The 24,396-nt window shown below is 70.0% G+C and carries 23 protein-coding genes and 3 pseudogenes; 14 read left to right on the top strand and 12 right to left on the bottom strand.

Annotated elements, in window-relative coordinates; translation table 11 throughout:
• The first annotated feature begins 94 nt into the window (after positions 1-94).
• The 3 genes from ABD844_RS14060 to ABD844_RS14050 are packed head-to-tail and all read left to right on the top strand — an operon-like array spanning position 95 to position 2,373.
• Positions 95-733, top strand: a complete 639-nt coding sequence (locus tag ABD844_RS14060) for a sigma-70 family RNA polymerase sigma factor (protein ID WP_344876832.1) — start codon at positions 95-97, stop codon at positions 731-733.
• A gap of 59 nt (positions 734-792) precedes the next feature.
• Entirely contained in the window at positions 793-1,479 is a 687-nt protein-coding gene (locus ABD844_RS14055) for a DUF5667 domain-containing protein (protein ID WP_344876830.1), read from the top strand.
• Between the two features lie 18 nt (positions 1,480-1,497).
• Entirely contained in the window at positions 1,498-2,373 is an 876-nt protein-coding gene (locus ABD844_RS14050) for an HAD family hydrolase (protein ID WP_425568556.1), read from the top strand.
• Positions 2,374-2,475: 102 nt separating this feature from the next.
• Here the strand turns inward: ABD844_RS14050 and ABD844_RS14045 are convergent, their stop codons facing one another.
• From ABD844_RS14045 to ABD844_RS14005, 9 genes are all read right to left on the bottom strand, one after another.
• Positions 2,476-3,486 (bottom strand): LCP family protein, encoded by a 1,011-nt coding sequence (locus ABD844_RS14045; protein ID WP_344876825.1) that lies wholly within the window; start codon positions 3,484-3,486, stop codon positions 2,476-2,478.
• Positions 3,487-3,488: 2 nt separating this feature from the next.
• Entirely contained in the window at positions 3,489-4,067 is a 579-nt protein-coding gene (locus ABD844_RS14040) for an RNA polymerase sigma factor (RefSeq protein WP_344876823.1), read from the bottom strand.
• A gap of 136 nt (positions 4,068-4,203) precedes the next feature.
• A complete protein-coding gene (locus ABD844_RS14035; protein WP_344876821.1) occupies positions 4,204-4,998 on the bottom strand; it encodes an SDR family NAD(P)-dependent oxidoreductase in 795 nt (264 codons plus the stop codon).
• A gap of 93 nt (positions 4,999-5,091) precedes the next feature.
• Positions 5,092-6,003: a lysophospholipid acyltransferase family protein gene (locus ABD844_RS14030; RefSeq protein ID WP_425568555.1), complete on the bottom strand. Its 912-nt coding sequence runs from the start codon at positions 6,001-6,003 to the stop codon at positions 5,092-5,094.
• Positions 6,000-6,995, bottom strand: coding sequence for an NAD-dependent epimerase/dehydratase family protein (locus tag ABD844_RS14025; RefSeq protein ID WP_344876819.1), 996 nt, complete (start codon positions 6,993-6,995; stop codon positions 6,000-6,002). The genes ABD844_RS14030 and ABD844_RS14025 overlap by 4 nt, the downstream gene beginning before the upstream one ends.
• A 22-nt stretch (positions 6,996-7,017) precedes the next feature.
• Positions 7,018-7,116: a 30S ribosomal protein bS22 gene (locus ABD844_RS14020; protein ID WP_018654693.1), complete on the bottom strand. Its 99-nt coding sequence runs from the start codon at positions 7,114-7,116 to the stop codon at positions 7,018-7,020.
• 174 nt (positions 7,117-7,290) lie between these two features.
• Positions 7,291-7,494 (bottom strand): helix-turn-helix domain-containing protein, encoded by a 204-nt coding sequence (locus ABD844_RS14015; protein WP_026214222.1) that lies wholly within the window; start codon positions 7,492-7,494, stop codon positions 7,291-7,293.
• A gap of 312 nt (positions 7,495-7,806) precedes the next feature.
• On the bottom strand, positions 7,807-8,589 hold the full coding sequence (locus tag ABD844_RS14010; RefSeq protein ID WP_344876817.1) for a phosphatase: 783 nt from the start codon (positions 8,587-8,589) through the stop codon (positions 7,807-7,809).
• A gap of 14 nt (positions 8,590-8,603) precedes the next feature.
• The gene (locus tag ABD844_RS14005) at positions 8,604-9,767 is read right to left on the bottom strand and encodes an acetoin utilization protein AcuC (RefSeq protein ID WP_344876815.1); all 1,164 of its coding nucleotides are present in this window, start codon (positions 9,765-9,767) and stop codon (positions 8,604-8,606) included.
• Between the two features lie 139 nt (positions 9,768-9,906).
• Here ABD844_RS14005 and ABD844_RS14000 point away from each other — a divergent pair.
• From ABD844_RS14000 to ABD844_RS13985, 4 genes and pseudogenes are all read left to right on the top strand, one after another.
• Positions 9,907-10,992: pseudogene (locus tag ABD844_RS14000) on the top strand (sensor histidine kinase); the annotation flags it as partial.
• 51 nt (positions 10,993-11,043) lie between these two features.
• A complete protein-coding gene (locus ABD844_RS13995) occupies positions 11,044-11,694 on the top strand; it encodes a response regulator (protein ID WP_344877066.1) in 651 nt (216 codons plus the stop codon).
• An 81-nt stretch (positions 11,695-11,775) separates the two neighbouring features.
• Positions 11,776-12,666, top strand: coding sequence for an ABC transporter ATP-binding protein (locus ABD844_RS13990; protein ID WP_344876813.1), 891 nt, complete (start codon positions 11,776-11,778; stop codon positions 12,664-12,666).
• Entirely contained in the window at positions 12,663-13,403 is a 741-nt protein-coding gene (locus ABD844_RS13985) for an ABC transporter permease (RefSeq protein ID WP_344876811.1), read from the top strand. Before ABD844_RS13990 ends, ABD844_RS13985 begins: the two co-directional genes overlap by 4 nt.
• A gap of 63 nt (positions 13,404-13,466) precedes the next feature.
• Here the strand turns inward: ABD844_RS13985 and proC are convergent.
• The 3 genes and pseudogenes from proC to ABD844_RS13970 form a co-directional block, all read right to left on the bottom strand.
• A pseudogene (proC, locus tag ABD844_RS13980) lies at positions 13,467-14,279 on the bottom strand (pyrroline-5-carboxylate reductase); the annotation flags it as partial.
• Between the two features lie 70 nt (positions 14,280-14,349).
• On the bottom strand, positions 14,350-15,231 hold the full coding sequence (locus ABD844_RS13975; protein WP_344876809.1) for a proline dehydrogenase family protein: 882 nt from the start codon (positions 15,229-15,231) through the stop codon (positions 14,350-14,352).
• A gap of 90 nt (positions 15,232-15,321) precedes the next feature.
• Positions 15,322-16,290 (bottom strand): RNA-guided endonuclease InsQ/TnpB family protein, encoded by a 969-nt coding sequence (locus ABD844_RS13970; RefSeq protein WP_425568554.1) that lies wholly within the window; start codon positions 16,288-16,290, stop codon positions 15,322-15,324.
• 25 nt (positions 16,291-16,315) lie between these two features.
• Here ABD844_RS13970 and tnpA point away from each other — a divergent pair, with 25 nt between their 5' ends.
• The 7 genes and pseudogenes from tnpA (at position 16,316) to clpB (ending at position 24,373) form a co-directional block, all read left to right on the top strand.
• Entirely contained in the window at positions 16,316-16,744 is a 429-nt protein-coding gene (gene tnpA, locus ABD844_RS13965) for an IS200/IS605 family transposase (protein WP_344876805.1), read from the top strand.
• A 150-nt stretch (positions 16,745-16,894) separates the two neighbouring features.
• On the top strand, positions 16,895-17,341 hold the full coding sequence (locus ABD844_RS13960) for a hypothetical protein (RefSeq protein ID WP_344876803.1): 447 nt from the start codon (positions 16,895-16,897) through the stop codon (positions 17,339-17,341).
• A gap of 427 nt (positions 17,342-17,768) precedes the next feature.
• The gene (dnaK, locus tag ABD844_RS13955) at positions 17,769-19,643 is read left to right on the top strand and encodes a molecular chaperone DnaK (RefSeq protein ID WP_344876801.1); all 1,875 of its coding nucleotides are present in this window, start codon (positions 17,769-17,771) and stop codon (positions 19,641-19,643) included.
• Entirely contained in the window at positions 19,643-20,239 is a 597-nt protein-coding gene (grpE, locus tag ABD844_RS13950; protein WP_344876799.1) for a nucleotide exchange factor GrpE, read from the top strand. Before dnaK ends, grpE begins: the two co-directional genes overlap by 1 nt.
• Positions 20,240-20,260: 21 nt before the next feature.
• Positions 20,261-21,439 (top strand): molecular chaperone DnaJ, encoded by a 1,179-nt coding sequence (dnaJ, locus tag ABD844_RS13945; RefSeq protein WP_344876797.1) that lies wholly within the window; start codon positions 20,261-20,263, stop codon positions 21,437-21,439.
• Positions 21,440-21,443: 4 nt separating this feature from the next.
• Positions 21,444-21,767, top strand: a pseudogene (locus tag ABD844_RS13940) (heat shock protein transcriptional repressor HspR); the annotation flags it as partial.
• A 32-nt stretch (positions 21,768-21,799) separates the two neighbouring features.
• Positions 21,800-24,373 carry an ATP-dependent chaperone ClpB gene (gene clpB / locus ABD844_RS13935; protein WP_344876795.1) on the top strand — a complete coding sequence of 858 codons (2,574 nt, stop codon included), beginning with the start codon at positions 21,800-21,802 and terminating at the stop codon, positions 24,371-24,373.
• Positions 24,374-24,396: the final 23 nt, after the last annotated feature.

Here is a 24,396-nt window from a genome sequence, read left to right as displayed (position 1 = left end):
ACCTAGTCATGCAAGCATGCTGTGGATTGTGGATTTTCCGGTTGATTTCTAGAGTGTTCGAGCACGCCGCACCCCTTACCCCTAGGGATACCGGATGCCTGACTCGTCGCCGTTCGCCGGGCTGCTGGCGCCAGCGGTCGCTGGACCTGCCCGGACGGGCGAGGTCGCCGTGCGCGAAGACCCGCCCGACGACCTCCGTTCGCTGGTGATGCTGGCCAAGAACGGATGTAACCAATCGTTTGGCACGCTCTATGACCGCTACGTGGACCTGGTCTACCGCTACATCTACTTCCGGGTCGGCTCCCACCCGCTGGCGGAGGACCTGACCAGCGAGACCTTCCTCCGGGCGCTGCGCAGGATCGGCGACTTCACCTGGCAGGGCCGCGACTTCGGGGCCTGGCTCGTGACCATCGCGAGAAACCTGGTGACCGACCACTTCAAGTCGGGCCGCTACCGGCTGGAGATCCCGACGGGAGAGGTGATCGACGTTCCGCTCGACGGCTCCCACATTCCCGAGAACGCCGTGGTCACGGCCATCATCAACGACCGGGTGCTGCGTGCCGTACGAGATCTCAATCCCGAACAACAGGAATGCGTCGTGCTGCGCTTCCTGCACGGCCTCTCGCTCGCGGAAACCGCGCTGATCATGGGGAAGAAGAGTGGAGCGATCAAAGCGCTGCAGTTCCGTGCCGTACGGGCGCTGGCCAGGGCTCTCAAGCACGACCTGGCGTAACCTCCCCCATGCGCCCTTCGTTAGGCAGATGTTGTGGCCGCAACGGTCAGGGAGCTGTCATGAGTAGCGCGCGCGAGCGGCAGGAGCGCCTGCTCGTGCACCTCACCGAGCTGCGCGAGCTGCCGCTCGGCGGCGCCCCCGAGCCCGCCTTCAGGGAACGGCTGCGCGCCGAGCTGCTGTCCGGCGCGATCGAGCCGGAGCCCGAGCCGCCCGCGCGGGCGGCCGGACACCGGCGGCGGTCAGGGCGGGCGGCACAGCGGCGGGCCCAGCGACCGGCCCAGCGGCCGGCACGTCGGCAGCCGTTGTTGTCCCAGCTCGCCGCCGTGGGGCTGGCGGCGGCGATGATGGTCTCCTCGTTCGCCACCTACCGGGCCGTGCCGGGCGACACGCTCTACCCGCTCAAGCGCGCCGCGGAGAGCACGCTCGTACGCCTCAGCGCCGACGAGGCCGAACGCGGCCGGCGTGAGCTCGACTCGGCCCAGACCCGCGCCAAGGAGGTCGCCAGCCTGCTCGGCTCGTCGGCCGAGGGCCCTCTGGTCGACAAGACGCTCAAGGACATGGAGGAGTCGACCCGGGCCGGCATCAGCCGGCTCGAACGGGCGGAGCCGCGCTCACCGAAGATCAAGAAGTTCGCGAAAGATCAGGAGGAGGCCGTCAAGCCGATGCTCCAGGAGCTCGACGACGACCAACTCGCGCAGGCAGAAGGCTATCTCGACTACATAGAAGGACTGGTCGCGCCTGAGTAGGAAAGTAAGCTGAAGCGCATGTGGCGGCTTATGCGACGACGACAGGCAGTGCGGCCCGAGGTCGCCGGCGAGGCCGCGGCACGGGCCGCGGTCACGGTGCCGCCTGTCGAGCCGGACCTTCAGGTCGCGGCCTTCTTCGACGTGGACAACACGATGATGCGGGGCGCGTCGATCTACCACTTCGCCAGGGGGCTGGCCACGCGCGGACTGTTCACGACGTCCGACCTGTTCAGGTTCGCCGTGGGGCAGGCGGTCTTCCGGCTGCGCGGCAACGAGAACCCCGAGCACATCGCCGTCGCCAGGGAGACGGCCCTGGCGTTCGTCGCGGGCGCCAAGGTCGACGACGTCGTACGCCTCGGCGAGGAGATCTACGACGAGGTCATGGCCGACCGCATCTGGGGCGGCACCCGCGCGCTCGCCCAGAGCCACCTCGACGCCGGACAGCGGGTCTGGCTGGTCACCGCCACCCCGGTCGAGCTGGCCAGGGTCATCGCGCAGCGGCTCGGCCTGACCGGCGCGCTCGGCACGGTCGCCGAGACCAGCGACGGCGTCTACACCGGGCGGCTGGTCGGCGACCTGCTGCACGGGCCGGCCAAGGCCGAGGCGGTGCGCGCGCTGGCCCGCCGCGAGGGGATCGACCTGACCCGGTGCACCGCCTACAGCGACTCGGCCAACGACCTGCCGATGCTGTCGCTCGTCGGGCGGGCGGTGGCCATCAACCCCGACAACGAGCTGCGCGAGCACGCCAGAAAACACGACTGGCCGATCAAGGACTTCCGCACCGGCCGCAAGGCCACGATGGCGGCGCTGCCCATCGCGGCCGGGGTGGGCGCGGTCGCGGGCGGCGTCGCCGCGGGCATCGCCCTGCGCCGCCTCTACCGCGACCGCCCGTAGCCCTCGCCGGCATCGCCTCGACCGGCCGTACTCCCGTGCCTGCGGCCGTCATGACCGGCCGCACCCGGGCGAGCGCCGTCGCCCGGCGACGGTCGCACTTGTCTACTTCAGCGACCTGAACAGGTTGTCCGCCTCCGGCTGGCTCCACTGGAGCCGGTTCTTGTCCGCCTCGTACGGCTCCCAGGGCACCGACACGGTGTTCAGCTTGGACTTCGCGAGCTGCGTGCCCAGGGCGTACACCTCCTCGATGCTGAGATCCGTCCGCACCGCCTCGCGCACCACCGTGGTGAGGGCCCTGAGCTTGGTCGGGTCGGCGGCCACCTGTTGCTGAGTCTTCTTCAGCATCGCCAGCACGAGCGTCTGCTGCCGCTTGATCCGTGCGACGTCGGAGCCGTCGCCCTGCCTGCGCAGCCGCGCGTAGCCGAGCGCCGCCTCCCCGCTGAGCAACTGCTCGCCCGCGGGCAGCTTGAGTTTCGATTCGCGGTCGTCGATCGGCTCCGGCACCTTGACCTGTACGCCCCCGAGCGCGTCCACCAGGTCCTTGAACCCGGCGAAGTCCACCTCGACGGTGTGGTGCAGGCGCAGCCCCGTGAGCTTCTCCAGCGTCGTCCTGAGGCAGGCGGCGCCGCCCGAGTCGTACGCCGAGTTGATCAGGTCCAGCCGGGCGGGGTCCGAGCCGCAGCGCTGGATCTGGACCATCGAGTCGCGCGGGACGCTGATCGTCGTGGCCCCGCTCCTGTCGGCCGGCACATGAATGATCACGATCGTGTCGGAGCGCTGGCCGGCGTTCTGCCGGGCCAGAGCGGGGCCGTACTGCTCGTTGCCCGCGCCCTCGCGGGTGTCGGAGCCGATGACCAGCACGTTGCGGGTGCCGCTCACGTCCACCGTGTCGGTCCCCGCGGGTGGCGCGGCCACGTGGCGGACCGCGGTGAACGCCGTCGGCACCACCACGGCGGCGGCCGTGGCCACGGCGACGAGCCCGGCCGTCCACCACCCGGACCACCTGCGCCGTGGCCGGTCGCGCAGGAGCCGGTCGCGCTGGCGGACGAGCGTGGCGGGCGGTTCGTGCGTCAGTTCCGCCCCGAGATCGCGGAGCAGCTTCAGGTCGTCCATCTTCACTCCTCCTCCATCGGGTTGGCGTCGCCGAGCGCGGCCCGTACCTTCCGCCTGCCCCTGTTGAGGCGGGAGCGCACGGTTCCCACGGGGATGCCGAGCGCCCGCGCGGTCTCCTCGTACGTCAGGTCGCCCCAGGCGATCAGCAGCAGCACGTCACGGTCTTTGGCGGGCAGCCCGGCCAGGGCGCCGGCCAGCTCCGTGCGTACGGCCTGGGCGCTCACCCCGGCCGCGACCCGGTCGGCGGGCGACTCCACGGCGGAGTCGACAGGGGCACGCAGGAAGGCCCGGTAGCGGGCGGCCTCGGTGCGGCGGTGCCGGGAGACGAGCTTGGTGAGGATGCCGAAGAGCCACGGCCTGGCGTCCTGGTAGGCCAGGTCGTAGCTCTGTCTCCGGGAGAAGGCGACCAGGAACGTCTCACCGACGAGGTCCTCGGCGGGCTCGGGGCCGAGGCGCTGGGAGGCGTACCGGTAGAGCATGGCGGAGTAGCGGTCGAACAGTTCGGCGAACGCCTCGGGATCGGTCAGCGAGGCGCTCACCAGCTCGGAGTCCGCACCCCTGATGGCGGGTTGCGTGGTCATCTCCGCCCTTCTGTAGGGGGATCGGTCACGGATGTCTTGCCACAACCCGCCGCCTGGGTTCACGGCCCCGAACGCCCGCCGCGGTCCGGCGGGGTGTTCCCGGCCCCATCCTCCTCCGGATGGAGCCGGGAAGGGCTCACATCTCCTTGAGCTGGCCTCCGTCGACCACGAACTCCGCGCCGGTGGTGCTGCCGGAGCGGGGCGAGACCAGCAGGGCGACCGCGTCGGCGATCTCCTGCGGGTGCACGAGTCGCCCGGTGGTGAGCCGCATCATCTCAGGAGCCACCTGGGAGATCACGCTGTCCTTGTCGGAGCCGGCCATCCCGGCGATGACCTCGGCCGCGCCGCCGTCCTTGGTCCACCAGTCGGTCAGCACCGGCCCGGGCGAGACGGTGTTCACCCGGATGCCACGGGGGCCGTACTCCTCGGAGAGCGACTTGCCGAGCGCCGTCACGGCCGCCTTGGCGGCGCCGTAGTCGACGTTCAGGGCGGAGGGCTGCCGGCTCATGGTCGAGGAGACGTTCACGATGGCCCCGCCGCCCCGCTCCAGCATCACCGGTACGGCCGCCCGCACCGTCCGGACGAGCGCGAACAGGTTGAACTCGAACATCGCCCGCCAGTCGGCGTCGTCCGGCGTCATGAAGCCGACGCGCGGCAGCGTGGTCCCGGGGGGCGGCCCACCGGCGTTGTTGACCAGGATGTCCACCCCGCCGAACTCCTCCACCGCCCGCGCGACCACCCGTTCGGGCGCCTGCGGGTCCATGAGGTCCACCGCGACGTGGGTCACCTTGAGGTCGGGGGCGTCAGGCGCCGTACGGGAGGCGGCGACGACGTGGGCGCCCTCCTCGGCCAGGGTGCGGGCGACGGCCAGCCCGATGCCCTTGGACGCGCCGGTGACGACGGCGACGCGGCCGGAAAGCTGCAGATCCATGGGGAGATTTCCCTTCGGTGTCCGATCAGATCGCTCAGAGAACACCGGGGGATCCCGCGGGGTTGCGCATCCGCGTTCGGAGAATCCGGACGCTCAGAGAAAGGGCGGGAAGGCGTGGCCCCTGCGCAGCCGCAGCTCGTTGAGCAGTTGCTGGATGACCTCGCGCACGTGGTCGGTGAGGTTGAAGACCAGCATGGGGTCGTCGGCCGCGGCCGGCTCGAACTCGTCGGTACGGATCGGCTCGCCGAACTCGATCATCCACTTCGACGGCAGCGGCACCAGCCCGAGCGGCCCCAGCAGCGGGAAGAACGGCGTGATCGGCAGATAGGGCAGCCCCAGCATCCTGGCCACGAGCCGCAGGTCGCCGATCTTGGGATAGATCTCCTCGGCCCCCACGATCGCGGTGGGCACGATGGGCACCCCGGCGCGGATCGCCGACGACACGAAGCCGCCGCGGCCGAAGCGCTGGAGCTTGTACCGCTCGGAGTAGGGCTTGCCGACGCCCTTGAACCCCTCGGGGAACACCCCGACCACCTCGCCCTTGCGCAGCAGCCGGTCGGCGTCCTCAGGGCAGGCCAGCGTGTGGCCCGTCTTGCGGGCCAGGTGGCTGAGCACGGGCAACTGGTAGACCAGGTCGGCGCCGAGCAGCCGCAGCGGCCGGCCGACCTCGTCGTGCATGGCCACCTGCAACATCAGCGCGTCCATCGGCAGCGTGCCGGAGTGGTTGGCGACGATGAGGGCGCCGCTGTCGTCGGGGACGTGCTCCCGCTCGCGGGTCTCCACCCGGAACCAGCGGTTGTAGAGCGGCCTGATCAGCTCGAGCACGACCTTGTCGGTCAGCTCGGCGTCGTAGCCGAACTCGTCGACCTCGTAGTCGCCCCTGACGCGCCGCTCCAGGAAGGCCAGCAGCCTGGCCATGGGCTCGGACTCCTCGAACGACGGCGCCGCGCTGATCGGGATCACGCGGGCCGTCCGCCCCTCGTGCTCCCCATGGGGAACGTTCACACGCGCGCACCCCCGATCGGCCGCAGGCCGCGGGAACGCAGGAAGTCGTCGTAGGCGGCACCGGTGCTGAACTTGGGCCTCCAGCCCAGCTCGGCCTCCAGCCTGGAGGCGTCGACCGCGCGGCCGTGGCTCATCAGCCTGACCTGCTCGGGCGAGTATTCGACCAGGCCGAGCCGGCGCACGGCACCGCCGAGCACCTTGAAGGCGGGCGAGACCAGCGGCAACGACGGCCGCCCCGCCCTCCTGGCGCACTGCGACAGCAGCAGCACACCCGCCCCGGCCACGTTGAACGTGCCGGGGTGATCCTCGGTCGCCATCCGGCGCAGCACCTCGACCGCGTCGTCCTCGTGGACGAACTGCAGCCGCGGATCGAAGCCGAACACGGTCGGCAGCACCGGCTGGGTGAAGTAACGCGTCAGCGGCGAGTCGACACCAGGGCCCATGAAGTTGACGAAGCGCAGCAGCGACACCGTCACGTCGGGACGACGCCGCGCGAAACCGCGCACGTAGCTTTCGACCTCGGCCGCGTCTTTGGCGTAACCGTGGACGGGGCCCTCGTTGGGCTCGAGGTCCTCGGTGAACACCGCGGGATCACGGGGGGACGAGCCGTAGACGGCGGTGGTGGAGCGGACCACCACGCGCCGCACGGTCGCCGACCGCTGGCACGCACCGAGCAACTGCATGGTGCCGATGACGTTGTGCTCTTTCATGGCCGCCCTGCCACCGCTCTTCGACGGAGCGCTGACCAGGCTCATGTGCACCACGGTGTCGATGTCCGCGGCCGCGATCACCTGGGCGATGTCGGGGCTGCGCAGATCCACCCGGACGAACTCCGTCCGCCCGAGCGTGATGCCGCCGTCTCGCGTGAGCGAGGGGGGCGGCACGGTGTCCACTCCGATGACGCGGCCGATACCGGGATCAGCCGCCAGAACACTCGCCACGCGGGCGCCTATGTGGCGCGAGACCCCGGTGACGAGCACGGTGTGGGTCATCAGCGCCTCGCAGCAGCGTCGGTTACTTCTTGTTACGCCGCTGGATGCGCGTCTTCTTGAGCAGCTTGCGGTGCTTCTTCTTAGCCATCCGCTTGCGGCGCTTCTTGATGACAGAGCCCACGGGACCCCCAGGTACTGATAGCACGTCTGAATCGGAGTGCGAGCGCACACCGGCTCACAGACTACCGGCGATCCACGGTAGATCGCCCATTGGGGGGTGAGCGCCCGGCCGTACCAGCGTCGGCCGGGCCTCTCCCGCGACAGCACTCACGACACGACCGGGCGTGTCGCTACATCAACCTGCCTCGATGTAGGCCTCCCGTAGATAGTCGTGTACCGCCTGCTCAGGCACCCTGAACGACCGGCCGACACGGATGGCCGGCAACTCGCCAGAGTGCACGAGCCGGTACACCGTCATCTTGGACACCCTCATGACCGTCGCCACTTCTGCGACTGTCAGGAACTTCACCTCGCTGAGAGGTCTTTCGCCTGCACCCATCGGACGCCTCTTCCGCACGTGTTTCCGGGTTATCCCCACTGGTGCCATTGCTCACGCACGTGTACTGCCGTCAGCGTAAGTCGGGACTCCGAGTGCGCAAACCCCCTATTTTCTCAGTTGACGGAGCCACATGTCAGCCGAACCAGCGAAGTCGCTGGCCAGCAGCCTGGCCGAGCACCTCACCTGGACGTTGGAACTGTCCAAGTCGCCTCACATAAGAGTCGCCGGAGGCCCATCAAAAGTTGGCAAAGGGACAGCGAGCCTCTTGGAATGCAGGCGCGAAAAGACAGTATGGGGATGACCGATTTCGACTCAAAGGGCTCGTGAGACCTGTGTGACCAGTCTCTCGGTCAGCGGAGCGTAATGACGCGGTAGCACGTTGTCGTCAAGCGGCACGACCACATCAATCTTGCCCTCGGCCTCACCGAGGAACAGCCCGGGGTCGTTGCAGTCGGCGAACGCCACCGTCGACACGCCGGCCTCCCCTGCCGCCCCCGCCCAGCCGTGGTCGGCGATCACCAGGTCGGGAAGATCTCCGTCGAGCTCGGCGAGCATGTGCCGCATCGGGGCCGCGTCGTGGGTGTGCACGAGAGCGCCCTTGTCGTCGAGCATGGCGATCTCCTGCAGGTACCTGATCCCCCTAGGGCGCCCGAACCCCGACCCCGCGTACGTCCACCCCTCGCCGGGCGTCAGCAGCACCGCGCCCCTGGCCACGCAGAGGGCGGCCAGCGGCAGGTGGACGGCCAGCAGACCGGTGGGGTGGCCGGTGGCGAAGAGGATGCGCGGGCTCGGCCGCGACAGCACCGTGGCGATGCGCTCGGCCATCGCGTCGATCGCGTCGATCGTCAGGTCGGGATCGATGGTGTCCTGGCCCCAGCGGTGGCCGGGATCGGAGACCACGCCCGCGGACTTGGCCATGAGCGAGAGAATGTCGCGGTACGACCACGGCTGGTCGAACGTCAACCCCAGCGCGTAGTAGGGGTCGCCGTTGGCCAGCGAGCTGTAGTGGTCGAGGTTGTTCTCCCGGGAGGTCGCGACATCGCCGGCTATCCGGCTGTGGACAAGCTGATCTCGGAGTTCGTCGCGGGTGAGCACTGCTTTTTTCCTCGTCAGGGCATCGGATCGAGGCCGTGCAGGGGGAACACCGCTTGCCGGGTCGCCATGACCGCACGGTCAATGGGGTCCGCTGGATCATAACCACCAGACAGGTCACGAAATTCCGGATTTCGACCGTCCGTCATCGTGAGGGGTGGCAGCTCCCCCGTCCTGTCCCGTACGAACTGGCGCCAGTCCGGGGGCGTCGGCGTGTCGGGGTCGATCGGGTGACCGGCCATCTCGGCGATGAGATGGGTCCACGCCCGCGGCACCACCTGCACCAGCTCATAGCCGCCCCCGCCGGTCGCGATCCACCGCCCGCCGGCCGTCTCGTGCGCCAGGCGGTGCAGGGCGGCGTACGCGGCACGCTGGCCGTCGACGCTGAGCATGAGGTTGGCCAGGGGGTCGAGCGCGTGGCTGTCGCAGCCGTGCTGGGTCACCAGGATCTCCGGCCCGAACTCGTGCAGCAGCGGCGGCACGACCGCGTGAAAGGCCCGCAGCCAGCCGGAGTCGCCGCAGCCGGCCGGGAGCGCCACGTTGACGGCCGTGCCGTCGGCCCCGGTCTCCTCGGGGAAGCCCGTGCCGGGGAACAGCGTGCGCGGGCTCTCGTGCAGGCTGATCGTCAGCACCCTGGGGTCGTCGTAGAACACCGTCTGCACGCCGTCGCCGTGGTGGACGTCGACGTCCACGTACGCGATGCGGCCCACCCCCTGCTCCAGCAGCCAGGCGATGGCCAGGGCCGGGTCGTTGTAGACGCAGAACCCGCTGGCCAGGGCCGGCATCGCGTGGTGCAGCCCGCCGGCGACGTTGACCGCGTGCTCGGCCGAGCCCTCCCAGACCGAGCGGGCGGCGGCCAGCGAAGCGCCGGCGATCAGCGCCGACGCCTCGTGCACGCCCTTGAACGCGGGGTTGTCGGAGGTGCCGAGCCCGGCGGCGGGGTCGGGCAGGCCCGAGGCGGACACGCGCTTGACGGCCTCGATGTAGCCGCGGTCGTGCACCATGGCCAGCTCGTCGTCGCTCGCGGGGACGCAGCCGGCCATCTCGACCTTGTCGAGCACGCCCAGCTCACGGGCGAGCGCCATGGTCAGCTCGACGCGCACGGGCGCCAGCGGATGGCTGGGCCCGAAGTTGTAGGAGGTGAGAGCGTCGTCCCAGATCACCCGTGCCGACCGGCTCATGCCAACCCCTCCGCGTGTCCCTCGCCTTGCGCAGACGTTACCGCAGCGCAGACACCGGGTTGAAGCCCGGGTTCGCCGCCGGGCCCGGCTCGGAGCAGCGGTGTTTTAGTGTTTGGGCGTGCGCGTGGCGCGGGCCTTCATGAAGACCGTGCGGTTCTTCCGGCGTCCGAAGGTCTTCGACCGGACGCTGGTGGCCGTGCTCGCCCTGCCTGCGCTCATCGCGCTCGTCGCCCTGACCGCCCGGGGCACGGTGGGAGACTCCCTGACCCTGGTGCACTATCTGCTCGCCATGGTGTGCCTGCTCGTGCGCCGCCGCCACCCGATCGTGACGGCCGCCGCGGTGACCGCCATCGACTCCGTGGCCATCCTGACGCAGACCATCGTCTTCACCAACCTGCCCACCGCCATCGCCATGTACAGCCTGGGCCGCTACACCATCGGCCGCACCACCGCGATCGCCACGGCCATCGCCTACGCCTTCTACGCCGTCGTCATGGAGGTGGGCCTGCGGGCGCAGGGCGGCTGGCTGGCGGCCCTGTTCACGGTCGGCGTGTTCGTGGGGGCCGGGCAGTTCGTCCGGCTCAGGATCGAGCTCAACGAGCGCGGCAGGCACGAGGTCGCCGAGGCGGCGGTACGCGCCGAGCGGCGGCGCATCGCCAGGGAGCTGCACGACGTGGTTGCGCACCACATCACCGTGATCAACGCGCTGGTCGGCGGCGCGCGGGCCACGCTCCCGCCCGGTCACGACGTCACCAGGGGCGCGCTGGAGAGCGCCGAGCAGACCGCCCGCCAGGCGATGTCGGAGATGCGCCGCCTGCTCGACGTGCTCAGGGCCGACGGCAACGAGGGCCCGGACGCCGCGACCGGGGTCGGCGCGGAACGACTGCCCGCACTGATCAAGGAGGCCGGTTCTGCGGGCCTGCCCGCGAGCCTGACCGTGACAGGCGAGCCGGTCGAGCTGCCCGCCGCCGTCGACCACGCGGTCTACCGGATCGTCCAGGAGGCGCTGACCAACACCCGCAAGCACGCGACCGGCGCCAGGGCCAGCGTCCGCCTGGTCTACGAGCCCGCCGCCGTGGAGGTCGAGGTGCTCGACGACGGCCTCGCCCTGGGCCACGGCACGCCGGGGTTCGGGCTCGGCGGCATGGCCGAGCGGGTGGCCCTGTGCGGCGGCCGGCTCACCACGGGCCCTCGTCCCGAGGGAGGATTCCGCGTGCACGCCCACATCCCGCTGGAGACGACATTGACCGCCACGGAGAAGCTCCCCGGAGCGGGGATCAGGATCCTGCTGGCCGACGACCACGCGCTCGTGCGCATGGGCTTCAGGCTCATGCTCGACGCGCAGCCCGACCTCGACGTGGTCGGCGAGGCGGCGGACGGCGAGCAGGCGGTGGAGCTGAGCAGGCGGCTGCGTCCCGACGTGGTGCTGATGGACCTGCACATGCCGGGCCTCGACGGCGTGCGCGCGACCGAGCAGATCACCGCCGAGCTGCCGGGGGTGCGGGTGCTCGCCCTGAGCACGTTCGACCTGGACGAGAACGTGGTCGCGGCGCTGCGCGCGGGCGCCGACGGGTTCCTGCCCAAAGACGTCTCCCCCGAGGAGCTGATCGAGGGCGTACGCGTGGTGCACCGCGGCGAGTCGGCCGTCGCGCCGCGGCTGCTGACCCGGCTCATCGGCACGTTCGTCCGCACCCCGCCGCCCCGTCAGACGCCTGTCGCGCTGGCCGGGCTCACCGAGCGCGAGCGGGAGATCCTCGTGCTCATCGCCCGCGGCAGGTCGAACGCGGAGATCGCGGAAGACCTGGCCGTCTCCCCCTCGACCGTCAAGAACCACGTGACGAACCTGTTCGCCAAGATCGGCGTCAGGGACCGGGCGCAGGCCGTGATCGTGGCCTACGAGGCCGGGCTGATCCACCCAGGAGAGTAGGACCAGGGTCCTACCCCGCCGCCGCGGAAACGGTTCCCCGGCAGGAAGAAAAGCGACACCCGCGACGGCACGCTGGGTGCCATGACCGCGATACGGGCAACGAGCCTGAGCAAGCGTTACGGCGCCACCGTCGCCGTGGCGGACCTGTCGTTCGACGTCGAGCCCGGTCAGGTGACCGGCTTCCTCGGCCCCAACGGCGCGGGCAAGTCGACCACCATGCGCATGATCCTCGGGCTCGACCGTCCCTCGGGCGGCTCGGTGCTCGTGGGCGGACGGCCGTACGCGGAGCTGCGGCACCCGCTGCGCAAGGTGGGCGCGCTGCTCGACGCCAAGGCCGTGCACGGCGGGCGCAGCGCCCGCAACCACCTGCTGGCCATCGCGCAGAGCAACGGCATCCCGGACCGGCGCGTGGGCGAGGTGCTGGACATCGTCGGCCTGCGCGAGGTGGCCAAGCGGCGGGTGGGCGGGTTCTCGCTGGGCATGTCGCAGCGGCTGGGCATCGCCGCGGCGCTGCTCGGTGACCCCGAGATCCTGCTGTTCGACGAGCCCGTCAACGGGCTCGACCCCGACGGCATCCTCTGGATCCGCACGCTCATGCGCAAACTGGCGGCCGAAGGGCGGACCGTCTTCGTCTCCAGTCACCTGATGAGCGAGATGGCGCAGACGGCCGACCACCTGATCGTGATCGGCCGAGGCCGGCTCATCGCCGACACGAGCGTGCGGGAGTTCATCGGGCGCAGCTCCCAGGGCTACGTACGCGTCCGCTCGCCCCGCCTGGCCGAGGTCGCCGAGCTGGTCAAGGTGGGCGAGCTGCACCCCGACCACCTGCGGGTGACCGCGATGAACACCCTCGAGATCGGCACCCTCACGGCACGGGCCGGGCTGCCGCTGGAGGAGCTGACGTTCGTGCCGCCCTCGCTCGAGGCGGCGTACATGGAGCTGACCAAGGACAGCCTGGAGTTCTCCTCATGATCAACATTCTCAGGTCCGAATGGACCAAGATCCGCTCGGTGCGTTCGACGGTGTGGACCCTGGTGGTCACCGCCCTGCTGATGCTGGGCTTCGCGGTCCTCATCGGCTTCTCGCTCAAGAGCTCGGCCCAGGGGCCGGTCCCGGGAGGTGACGCGATCATGTCGAGCCTCAACGGCGGCATCTTCGCCTCGCTGTCCATGGCCACCCTGGGCGTCCTGGTGATCTCCAGCGAGTACCGCACCGGAGGCATCCGCACCTCGCTCATGGCCGTGCCGAAGCGGCTGAGCCTGCTGACCGGCAAGATCGTGGTGTTCGTGGCGATCTCGCTGGTCGTCTGCGTGGTCGCGTCCGCCGGCGCGATCGCCGCCGGTCTGGTGATCCTCCAGCCGCCGTCGGTGGAGGCGTCCGAGGTGGTGCGCGCCGCGCTCGGATCGGGCCTCTACCTGGCCGCCTGCGGGCTGTTCGGGCTGGGGCTCGGCACGCTGATCAGGCACACGCCGGGCGCGATCGTGTCGGCCATCGCGCTGATCATGGTGCTGCCCACGGTGTCGACCCAGCTCCCCGGCACGTGGGGCAGGACGGTGTCCGAACACTTCACCACCAACGCCGGCCAGCTCATCGTCTCCGGCGGGAGCAACGGCTCGCTGGGGCCGTGGAGCGGGTACGCGGTCTACCTCGCCTGGATAGCGGTGGCCCTGATCGTGGGGGCCGTCCTGCTCCAGCGCCGCGACGCGTGAGCCGCTCCAGCCGCCGGACGCGCTCAACCGGCCGCGAGACCGCTCAACCGGCAGCGAGTCCGCTCAGCCGGCGGCGAGTTCACGGCCGCGGTCGCGGGCGGCCTCGATGGCGGCCAGGAACGCGGCGCGCACACTGTGCCGCTCCAGCTCCGCGATGGCCGCGATCGTCGTGCCGCCCGGCGAGGTGACCGCCTCGCGCAGAATCACCGGATGCTCGCCGGAGTCGCGCAACATCACCGCGGCCCCCACGATCGACTGCGTGACCATGTCGAGCGCCGCCGCCCGCGGCATGCCGAGCAGGATGCCCGCGTCGACCATGGCCTCGACCAGGTAGAAGAAGTAGGCGGGGCCGCTGCCGGAGAGCGCGGTGGCGGCGTCCTGCTGCGACTCGGGGATGCGCAGCACCTTGCCCACCGGCTCCAGCAGCCCCTCGGCGAGCCTCAGGTGCTCCTCGCCCGCGTGCGCGCCCGCCGAGATGACGCTCATCGCCTCGTCGAACCTGATCGGCGTGTTGGACATGACCCGCACCACGGGCACCTCGACGCCGAGCCGCTGCTCGACGAAGGCCGTCGTGATGCCGGCCGCCGCGCTGATCACCAGGCGCTCGGCGCCGACGAAGGGGGCGATCTCGGCCAGCAGTGTCCCCATGTCCTGGGGCTTGACGGCCAGGATGAGGGTGTCGGCGGCCTTGGCGGCCTCGGCGTTCGACACGGCGCGCACGCCGTACGTCTCGCGCAGCGCCTGGGCCCGCTCGGCCCTGCGGGTGGTCACCATGAGGTCGCCGGGCTTGAACCCGGCCCGCAACAGCCCGGACAGCAGGGCCTCGCCCATCTTGCCCGTGCCCAGAATCGCGATCATTTCGCCCCTCGATGAACTAGACGCTGATCTGGCAGCCTATCCGCTGACGCCCCTGACCTCGGACGCTCCGGGCGGAGAGGGGCTCCCGTCAGTGCCGCGACACGAGCGAGCGCAGGAAGAAGGTCAGGTTGCGGGGGCGTTCGGCCAGGCGGCGCATGAGGTAGGCGTACCAGTCGGACCCGTACGGGACGTAGACGCGCATCCGGGCCCCGAGCCCCGTCAGGCGGAGCTGCTCGTCGGGGCGGACGCCGTACAGCATCTGGTATTCGAAGCCGGTCGCGTCGCGGCCGTGCAGGACGGCGAGCGTGGAGGCGATCCGCAGCAGCCTGGGGTCGTGCGTGGCGACCATGGGGTAGCCGGTGCCGGCCATGAGGACCTTCAGGCACCGTACGAAGGAGCGGTCGATGTCGATCGGCCTGGTGTGGCCGCCGGGCGCGGTGTAGGCCCCCTTGCACAGGCGTACGCGGGCCCCGTCGAGCCGCTCGCACCGGTCGAGCGAGTCGGGCAGGTACGCCTGCACCACCACGCCCACGTCGGCGTGGTCCTTGCGCAGCGCGGCGTGCACGGCGTGCAGCCCGGCGACGGTGTCGTGCTCCTCGGCGTCGAGGGTCACGGTCACGCCGTCGCCGGCCGCGGCGGCGCAGATGGCGGCGGCGTTGGCGGTCGCGAGCCGCTGCGACAGCCGCAGCCCCAGGGCCGTCAGCTTGACCGACACGTCGGCGCCGGCGGGCAGCAGGCGCAGCAGCGACAGGTAGGCGGCGACGGCGGCCTCGGCCTGCGCCTCGTCGGTCGCGTCCTCGCCGAGGCGGTCGACGGTCACCAGCAGGCCCCTGCGGGTCAGCTCGCCGACCGCGGCGCCGACGTCGTCGGCCACGTAGCGCCTGACCACGTCGGCGGTCAGCGGCGAGGTGGTGACGAGCCGCTCGGCACGACGACTCCTGGAGAGGGCGAGCATGGCCTGTCGCAGCACGCGAACCACCCTAATCTGTCAGCTTCTCGGCCGTAAAACGGCCGAGCTTGCAGCTCCTCGCCGTCGATGGCTTCGACGGTCCGGTCCGCGTCAGGCAGCGTGACTCACTGCCCAGCCCGTCTCACCGCGTGAGGCGATGTTCCGGGCTGCGTTGACGTCGGCGTGCTCAGCGAAACCGCACGACGTACACGAGAAGGTGGCCTGGTCAGGCCGGTTACGCTTGTCCACATGCCCACAGTGCGAGCACTGCTGTGAGGTGTAGGCCGCATCCACGAGAATCACCGCCACTCCTGCCCGGACCGCTTTGTAGGCGATGAAAGCTCCGAGCTGGTGGAAACTCCAGGAGTGCAGCGTGACCCGCTGGGGCGTGCGAAGCCGTACCCGTTCGCGGATGCCCTGGAGATCCTCCAGAGCGATCCCGCGCCCGGTGCGTTCTGCCTCGGTCACGATGCTTTTGGCGATGATGTGGTTGACATTCGCGGCGAACCGCGCCTCGCTACGACGCCGTCGTTTCAGCAGCCGTTTGGCGGACTTGGTCTGCTTGGTCTGCAGGCGGCGGCAGAGTCGGCGATGACGGTGGCGGACCGCGTTCAGGCCCTTGCCGCAATGACGGGCCCCATCGGAGGTGGTAGCGATGTTGGCGATACCCAGATCCACCCCGACGAAGCCGTCCGGTTGCGACAGCGGCTGGTCGGCCACCTCGACCGTGGCATACAGGAACCACATCCCGTCCCGGCAGATCAGATCCGACTCACCGCGTCGATGGACGGCCAGCAGCGCCAGTTGCTGCGCCGAGCCGGTGAAGGCCACCCCTTTCAGCCGCCCGGCGGTTGTCCAGATCGACACCGTCCGCGCATCGTGCTGCCAGGACAGGCACCGGTCGTCATACGGCTGGGCCGCCAGCGATCGGAAGGAGATCGGCTGGGCTTCGATTTTGACCCGGCGCGGCGATCCGGGCTTGCCCAGGTTCCCGGCGGCCAGGTTGGCGTCCAGGGTGGCTTCCAGCGCCGCCGCCTGCTGCGACGTCGGCAGGAGCTTCACCTGCACCACCAGTTTCACAATCGAACACACTATCGTCAGGTCCATGTCACCGCGCTGGGAACCCAACCCCGATGTCCGGCGCGGCCGTAGCGTGATCTACAGCCTGCATGCTCATGTGGTCTTCACGCCCAAATACCGGCGCAAGGTGTTCACCGACGAGATCCTGCGCCGCTGCGAAGACATCATGATCGAGGTGTGCGACAGCTTCGATGCCACGCTGGTGGAGTTCAACGGCGAGCACGACCATGCCCACCTGCTTGCGCACCATCCACCCAAGGCGGCGCTCTCGACACTGGTCAACTCTCTCAAGGGCGTCTCGGCGCGGCTGCTGCGCAAGGAGTTTCCCGTCCACCTCCGCCGGTATCTGTGGGGCGGCCATTTCTGGTCCCCCTCGTATTTCGCCGCGTCCTGCGGCGGGGCACCCCTGTCAATCATCAAGGAGTACATCGAGAACCAGAAGCGGCCAGGCTGAGCTACCCACACAGACCGACTGTCAGAGCACCGCCCGAGCCTGGGAGCCCTCCCGCGCTGTCGTTTCCTCCCGGGCGTAAACGCCCGCGGTTCCACGCCAGATCACGCTGAACCGGCGGCGGGCGTGATCCGTCGTAGGGGTATGCGGACTATGACAGCGACTCTCCTGGCCGGATCTCTGGTGCTCGCCACGAGCTGCGGCACGGCCCCGCCGGTCGAGCGGGCCGCCTCCTCGGCCCCGGCGAAGCCCCCGGTCGTGTCGAAGCCGGTCACCACCACCCCCACGAAGGCTCCCGAGCCGGTCAAGCCGACGGGCGACGCCATCAACGTCCACAAGGTCCGCTGGACCAAGGCCAAGCCGGTCTCGAAGGGCAAGAAGATCCAGCTCACCTGGTGGTCCGGGGTGGCGCCGTGCACGGTGCTGGACCGCGTCAAGGTGACGGAGACGAGCAAGAAGGTCACGATCACCCTGTACGAGGGCACCTCGCCCAAGGCCAGGAACGTCTCGTGCATCATGATCGCGATCGAGAAGACCACCACGGTCACGCTCAAGAAGGCCCTGGGCAAGCGCAAGGTGGTCGACGGCGCCAAAGCGTGACCTGTCCGTATCCGGACATCCCCAGTGACAAATGATCGATTTGTTGCGATACATCGATCAGGACACCGCGGCGCCCACGGCACCGTGAGGTCCCGCTCCGAGTGGAACCCGTCGGCGGCTCCCGCCTGCCCGGTTCCCGCTCCTCCGACCTCGCCGCCTGAGCCACCACCCACGCGGACCCCCGGCCGCACACCCACCGCGCCGGGGGTCCGCCCATGCCGCCCGGTCCGGCCCGGGCCGCCATGAGCCACCGGCACCCCGTCCTCGCGACCCGTGGTGCGCGGAATCACTCCTGTTCCCCCGTCCGAGCGGGAATGCTTTCGCGCTCACCCAGGTTGAGTCGAGTAGGCTCAAGTCGTTTGACAAAGACGACACGCATCCATAGGTTGAGTCCAATCGACTCAACTTTGACTACAAGGACGTACTCATGGCACGTGCGGTAGGTATCGACCTTGGGACGACCAACTCCGTCGTCTCGATCCTCGAGGGCGGTGAGCCCACCGTCATCGCCAACGCGCAGGGCTCGCGGACCACGCCGTCCGTGGTCGCCTTCGCGAAGAACGGCGAGGTTCTGGTCGGTGAGGTCGCCAAGCGGCAGGCCGTCACCAATGTGGACCGGACGATCCGCTCGGTCAAGCGGGAGATGGGCACGAGCTGGTCCCAGGAGATCGACGGGAAGAAGTTCTCGCCCCAGCAGATCAGCGCGTTCGTGCTGCAGAAGCTCAAGCAGGACGCGGAGGCGTACCTGGGCGAGAAGATCACCGACGCGGTGGTCACGGTTCCCGCCTACTTCAACGACGCCCAGCGCCAGGCCACCAAGGAGGCCGGCACGGTGGCGGGCCTCAACGTGCTCCGCATCATCAACGAGCCGACCGCGGCGGCCCTCGCCTACGGGCTCGACAAGGAGCAGGACCAGACGATCCTGGTCTTCGACCTCGGTGGCGGCACCTTCGACGTGTCGCTGCTCGACGTCGGCCAGGAAGACGGCCACGGCTTCGTCGAGGTCAAGGCCACCTCCGGCGACAACCACCTCGGCGGTGACGACTGGGACCAGCGCGTCGTCGACGAGCTGGTCAAGCGCTTCCAGAACGCGCACGGCGTCGACCTGGCCAAGGACAAGATGGCGCTCCAGCGTCTGCGCGAGGCGGCCGAGAAGGCCAAGATCGAGCTGTCCAGCCAGTCCGAGACCAACATAAACCTGCCCTACATCACGGCCTCCTCCGAGGGCCCGCTGCACCTCGACGAGAAGCTCACGCGCAGCGAGTTCCAGCGGCTGACGGCCGACCTGCTCGAGCGCACCAAGGGCCCGTTCCACCAGGTCATCAAGGACGCCGGCATCAAGGTCGCCGACATCGCCCACGTGGTGCTCGTCGGTGGCTCGACCCGCATGCCCGCCGTCTCCGAGCTGGTGAAGGAGCTGACCGGCGGCAAGGAGCCCAACAAGGGCGTCAACCCCGACGAGGTCGTCGCCATCGGCGCGGCGCTGCAGGCCGGTGTGCTCAAGGGCGAGGTCAAGGACGTCCTGCTGCTCGACGTGACCCCGCTGTCGCTGGGCATCGAGACCAAGGGCGGCATCTTCACCAAGATCATCGAGCGCAACACCACGATCCCGACCAAGCGCTCCGAGGTCTTCACCACGGCCGAGGACAACCAGCCGTCGGTGCAGATCCAGGTCTACCAGGGCGAGCGCGAGATCGCTTCGTACAACAAGAAGCTGGCCACGTTCGAGCTGACCGGCATCGCGCCGGCGCCGCGCGGCATCCCGCAGATCGAGGTCACCTTCGACATCGACGCCAACGGCATCGTCAACGTCTCCGCCAAGGACCTGGGCACGGGCAAGGAGCAGACGATGACGATCACCGGCGGCTCCGCGCTGCCGAAGGACGACATCGAGCGGATGATGCGCGAGGCCGAGTCGTACGCCGAGGAGGACAAGAAGCGCCGCGAGGAGGCCGAGGTCCGCAACAACGCCGACGGGCTCGCCTACCAGACGGAGAAGTTCCTCCGCGAGAACGACGACAAGGTCCCCGGCGACATCAAGACCGAGGTCAACGACGCCCTGACCGAGCTGAAGAAGGCTCTGGAGGGCACCGACACCGACGTCATCCGCACCTCGGCGGAAAAGCTCGCCACGGTCAGCCAGAAGATGGGCTCGGCCATCTACGCCGCGAGCCAGGCCCAGCAGGGCGGCACCCCCGAGGGCGCCCCTCAGGACGCCACCGCCGGTCAGGGCCAGAAGGCCGATGACGACGTGGTCGAGGCCGAGATCGTGGACGACGACCAGCCGAAGAAGGACCAGTGATGCCGGCGCGCGAAAACGGGCACGAGGAGCCGGTGATCCGCGACAACCGGAAGATCGACCCGGAGACGGGCCAGGTCAGAGAGCAGCCCCCGGCCCCACCGCAGGAGGAGGCGGCCGAGGCTCTCGAGCCGCTGGACGGCGAGCTGGCGGCCCAGCTCGCCGAGCGGACCGCTGACCTGCAGCGCCTTCAGGCGGAGTACACCAACTACCGCAGGAGGGTCGAGCGCGACCGCGTGGCGGTCCGCGAGCAGGCGGTCGCGGGAGTGCTCGCCGAGCTGCTGCCCATGCTCGACGACATCGGCAGGGCGCGCGACCACGGCGAGCTGAACGGCGGCTTCGCGAAGGTGGCCGAGTCGCTGGAGTCGACGCTCACCAAGCTCGGCCTCAGCGCTTTCGGGCAGAAGGGCGACCCGTTCGACCCGACCGTGCACGAGGCGCTGATGCACAGCTATTCGCCCGACGTGACCGAGCCCACCGCCGTGGAAGTGTTGCAGCCTGGATACCGGATGGGTGACAGGGTGCTCCGCCCCGCGCGAGTGGCCGTCGCCGAACCCGAGGACGCTCCCGTGGCGTCCAATGACGACGAAGAAAACTGATCACAAGGACGAAGGGCCGTGATGAGCACCAAGGACTACCTGGAAAAGGACTACTACGCCGTCCTTGGTGTGCCCAAGACCGCCACCGCCGAGGAGATCAAGAAGGCCTACCGGAAGCTGGCCAGGCAATACCACCCCGACACCAACCAGGGCGACGCGACCAAGGAGACCAAGTTCAAGGAGGTCTCGGAGGCTTACGACGTCCTGTCCGACGGCAAGCGCCGCAAGGAGTACGACGAGGCGCGCACGCTGTTCGGGTCGGGGGTGGGCGGCCAGCGGGCGGGCGGTGGCGGTTTCCCGTTCGACTTCGGTGACCTGTTCGGCGGCACCAGCCAGCAGAGCTCCGGCCACAGTGCGGGTGAGCGGCTCGGCGACCTGTTCGGCGGGCTGTTCAACCGGGGCGGCACCACCGGCCGCACCACCAGCACGACCCGGCCGCGGCGTGGCCAGGACATCGAGTCCGAGGTCACGCTGACGTTCACCGAAGCGGTCGAGGGCACCACCGTGTCTCTCCGGCTGACCAGTTCGGCCGCCTGCACCGCGTGCAGCGGCACCGGGGCCAAGGCGGGCACGACCCCCAGGGTCTGCCCCACCTGTGAGGGCACCGGCGCGGCCAGCCGCAACCTGGGCAACTTCGCCTTCTCCGAGCCCTGCCGCGACTGCAAGGGCCGCGGGCTGCTCGTGGACGACCCCTGCCCCGTGTGCGAGGGCAACGGCCGGGCCAAGAGCACCCGTACCATCCAGGCCCGCATCCCGGCGGGTGTGGCCGACGGCCAGCGCGTCAAGCTCAAGGCCAAGGGCGCGCCCGGCGAGAACGGCGGCCCGGCGGGCGACCTCTACATCCAGACCCACGTCAAGCCGCACGCCGTGTTCGGCAGGGCGGGCGACAACCTGACGATCACCGTGCCGGTGACGTTCACGGAGGCCGCTCTGGGGGCCGAGATCAAGGTCCCGACCCTCAAGGGCATGCCGGTCACGCTGCGCATTCCCACGGGCACGCCCAACGGGCGCACGTTCCGGGTGCGGGGCAGGGGCGTCACCAGAAAAGACGGCGCCAAGGGCGACCTGCTCGCCACCGTCGAGGTGCTCGTGCCGAAGACACTCGATGACAAGTCGCGCGAGCTCCTCACCGAGTTCAACACCGCGACCGCGGGCGACGACCCGCGGGCCGAGCTGATTCAGCGAGCCAGAAGCGAGTAAGCCGATGGACGCCAACTATTTCGACCTGTCAGACGACACCCCTGTCTATGTGATCTCGGTGGCCGCGCAGCTCTCTGGGCTCCACCCGCAGACGCTGCGCCAGTACGACCGGCTCGGGCTGGTCAGCCCTGGCCGCACCGCGGGGCGCGGCCGCCTCTACTCCACGAGAGACATCATCCAGCTCCGCGAGGTGCAGCGGCTCTCCCAGGAAGAGGGCATCAACCTCGCGGGGATCAAGCGGATTCTCGAGCTCGAGAACGAAGCTCTGCGGCTGCGTGAGGAGGTTCACCGCCTGCGCGCCGAGATGCGGATGGTCAGAGCGCTGATCCGTTACGAGCTGCCACCGGGGGCCTAGAAGGAATGGACTACAAGCTCACCCAGAAGAGCCAGGAAGCGCTCTCGGGTGCCATGCGCCGCGCCGCCGCGGAGGGCAACCCGGAGATCGCCCCGGCTCACCTGCTGACCACGCTGCTCTCGCAGACCGGCGGCACCGCCGTGCCGCTGCTGGAGGCCGTCGGCGCCGACTGGCGCACGCTGCGGGCCCGTACGGAGGAGCAGCTCGCCACGCTGCCCAAGGCGCAGGGCGCGACGGTGGGGGCGCCGTCGAGCTCCCGCCAGCTCCTGACCGTGCTCAACACCGCCGCCCAGCACGCCAAGCGGCTCGAAGACCTCTACGTCTCGACCGAGCACCTGCTGGTCGGCCTGGCGGCCGACGGGGGCCAGGCGGCCGAGCTGCTCAGGTCGCAGGGCGCCGCGCCGCAGGCGCTGCTCGACGCGTTCGAGAAAGTACGCGGCCACGCCCGGGTCACCAGCGAGACCCCGGAAGACACCTACCAGGCCCTGGAGAAGTACGGCGTCGACCTGACCGAGCGCGCCCGCGGCGGCAAGCTCGACCCGGTCATCGGCCGTGACGGCGAGATCCGCCGCGTGGTCCAGGTCCTCAGCCGCCGCACCAAGAACAACCCGGTGCTCATCGGCGAGCCCGGCGTCGGCAAGACCGCGGTCGTCGAGGGCCTGGCCCAGCGCATCGTGGCCGGCGACGTGCCGGAGTCGCTGCGCAACAAGCGGCTCATCTCGCTCGACCTGAGCGCGATGGTGGCCGGCGCGAAATACCGCGGCGAGTTCGAGGAGCGGCTCAAGGCCGTGCTCTCCGAGATCAAGGAGAGCGACGGGCAGATCGTGACGTTCATCGACGAGCTGCACACCGTCGTCGGCGCGGGCGCCGCCGAGGGCGCGATGGACGCCGGCAACATGCTCAAGCCGATGCTGGCCCGCGGCGAGCTGCGCATGATCGGGGCGACCACGCTCGACGAGTACCGCGAGCGCATCGAGAAGGACCCGGCCCTGGAGCGCCGCTTCCAGCAGGTCTACGTGGGCGAGCCCACGGTCGAGGACACCATCGCGATCCTGCGCGGGCTCAAGGGCCGCTACGAGGCCCACCACCAGGTGCAGATCGCCGACGGCGCGCTGGTGGCCGCCGCCGCGCTGTCCGACCGCTACATCACCAACCGCTTCCTCCCCGACAAGGCGATCGACCTGGTCGACGAGGCCGCCTCGCGGCTGCGCATGGAGATCGACTCCCGTCCCGTGGAGATCGACCAGCTCCAGCGCAACGTCGACCGGATGAAGATGGAGGAGCTGGCGCTGTCGAAGGAGACCGACGACGCCTCCGTCCAGCGGCTCGAGCGCCTGCGCCAGGAGCTGGCCGACCGCCAGGAGGAGCTCAACGCCCTCGTCGGCCGCTGGGAGCACGAGAAGGCCGGGCTGAACAAGGTCGGCGAGCTGAAGAAGCAGCTCGACGAGGCCCGCGGCGCGGCCGAACGCGCCCAGCGCGACGGCGACTTCGAGGCGGCCTCCCGGCTGATGTACGCCGAGGTGCCCCGGCTGGAGCAGGCGCTCAAGTCCGCCTCCGACGCCGCGCCGCCCGACAACGCGATGGTCAAGGAGGAGGTCGGCGCCGACGACATCGCCGAGGTGATCTCCTCGTGGACCGGCATCCCGGCCGGGCGGCTGCTGGAGGCCGAGACGGTCAAGCTGCTGCGCATGGAGGGAGAGCTGGGCCGGCGTCTCATCGGGCAGCGGCAGGCCGTCCAGGCGGTCTCCGACGCCGTACGCCGCAGCCGCGCGGGCATCGCCGACCCCGACCGGCCGACGGGCTCGTTCCTGTTCCTCGGGCCGACGGGGGTGGGCAAGACCGAGCTGGCCAAGGCGCTGGCGGAGTTCCTGTTCGACGACGAGCGGGCGATGACCCGCATCGACATGAGCGAATACTCCGAGAAGCACAGCGTGGCCAGGCTCGTGGGCGCGCCTCCCGGCTACGTCGGCTACGAGGAGGGCGGCCAGCTCACCGAGGCCGTGCGGCGGCGCCCGTACACCGTGGTGCTGCTCGACGAGGTCGAGAAGGCCCATCCCGAGGTGTTCGACATCCTGCTGCAGGTGCTCGACGACGGGCGGCTGACCGACGGCCAGGGCCGCACGGTCGACTTCCGCAACACGATCCTGATCCTCACCTCCAACATCGGCTCGCAGTTCCTCGTCGATCCCAAGCTGGAGAACGGCGCCAAACGCGAGGCGGTCATGGGGGCGGTGCGGAGCTCGTTCAAGCCGGAGTTCCTCAACCGGCTCGACGACGTGATCCTCTTCGACGCGCTCGGCTCCGAGGAGCTGGCCCAGATCGTCGACCTCCAGGTCGAACGCCTGGCGCGGCGCCTGGCCGACCGCAGGCTGACGCTGGAGGTCACGCCGGCGGCCCGCGAGTGGCTGGCCCTGACCGGCTACGACCCGCTCTACGGCGCCCGCCCGCTGCGCCGCCTGGTCCAGTCGGCCATCGGCGACAAGCTGGCCAAGGCGGTGTTGTCGGGCGAGGTCGTCGACGGCGACAAGGTCAAGGTCGAGCTGGGCGACGACGAGTTGCTCGTCCAACGCGGGGCCTGACCCGCCCGCGCCCTCGACCGCAG

The sequence above is a fragment of the Nonomuraea antimicrobica genome, assembly GCF_039536965.1.
Taxonomy (GTDB): Bacteria; Actinomycetota; Actinomycetes; order Streptosporangiales; family Streptosporangiaceae; genus Nonomuraea; species Nonomuraea antimicrobica.
The sequence above is the reverse complement of the archived record's forward strand: the minus strand, read 5'-3'. Positions and strand labels throughout refer to the sequence as shown.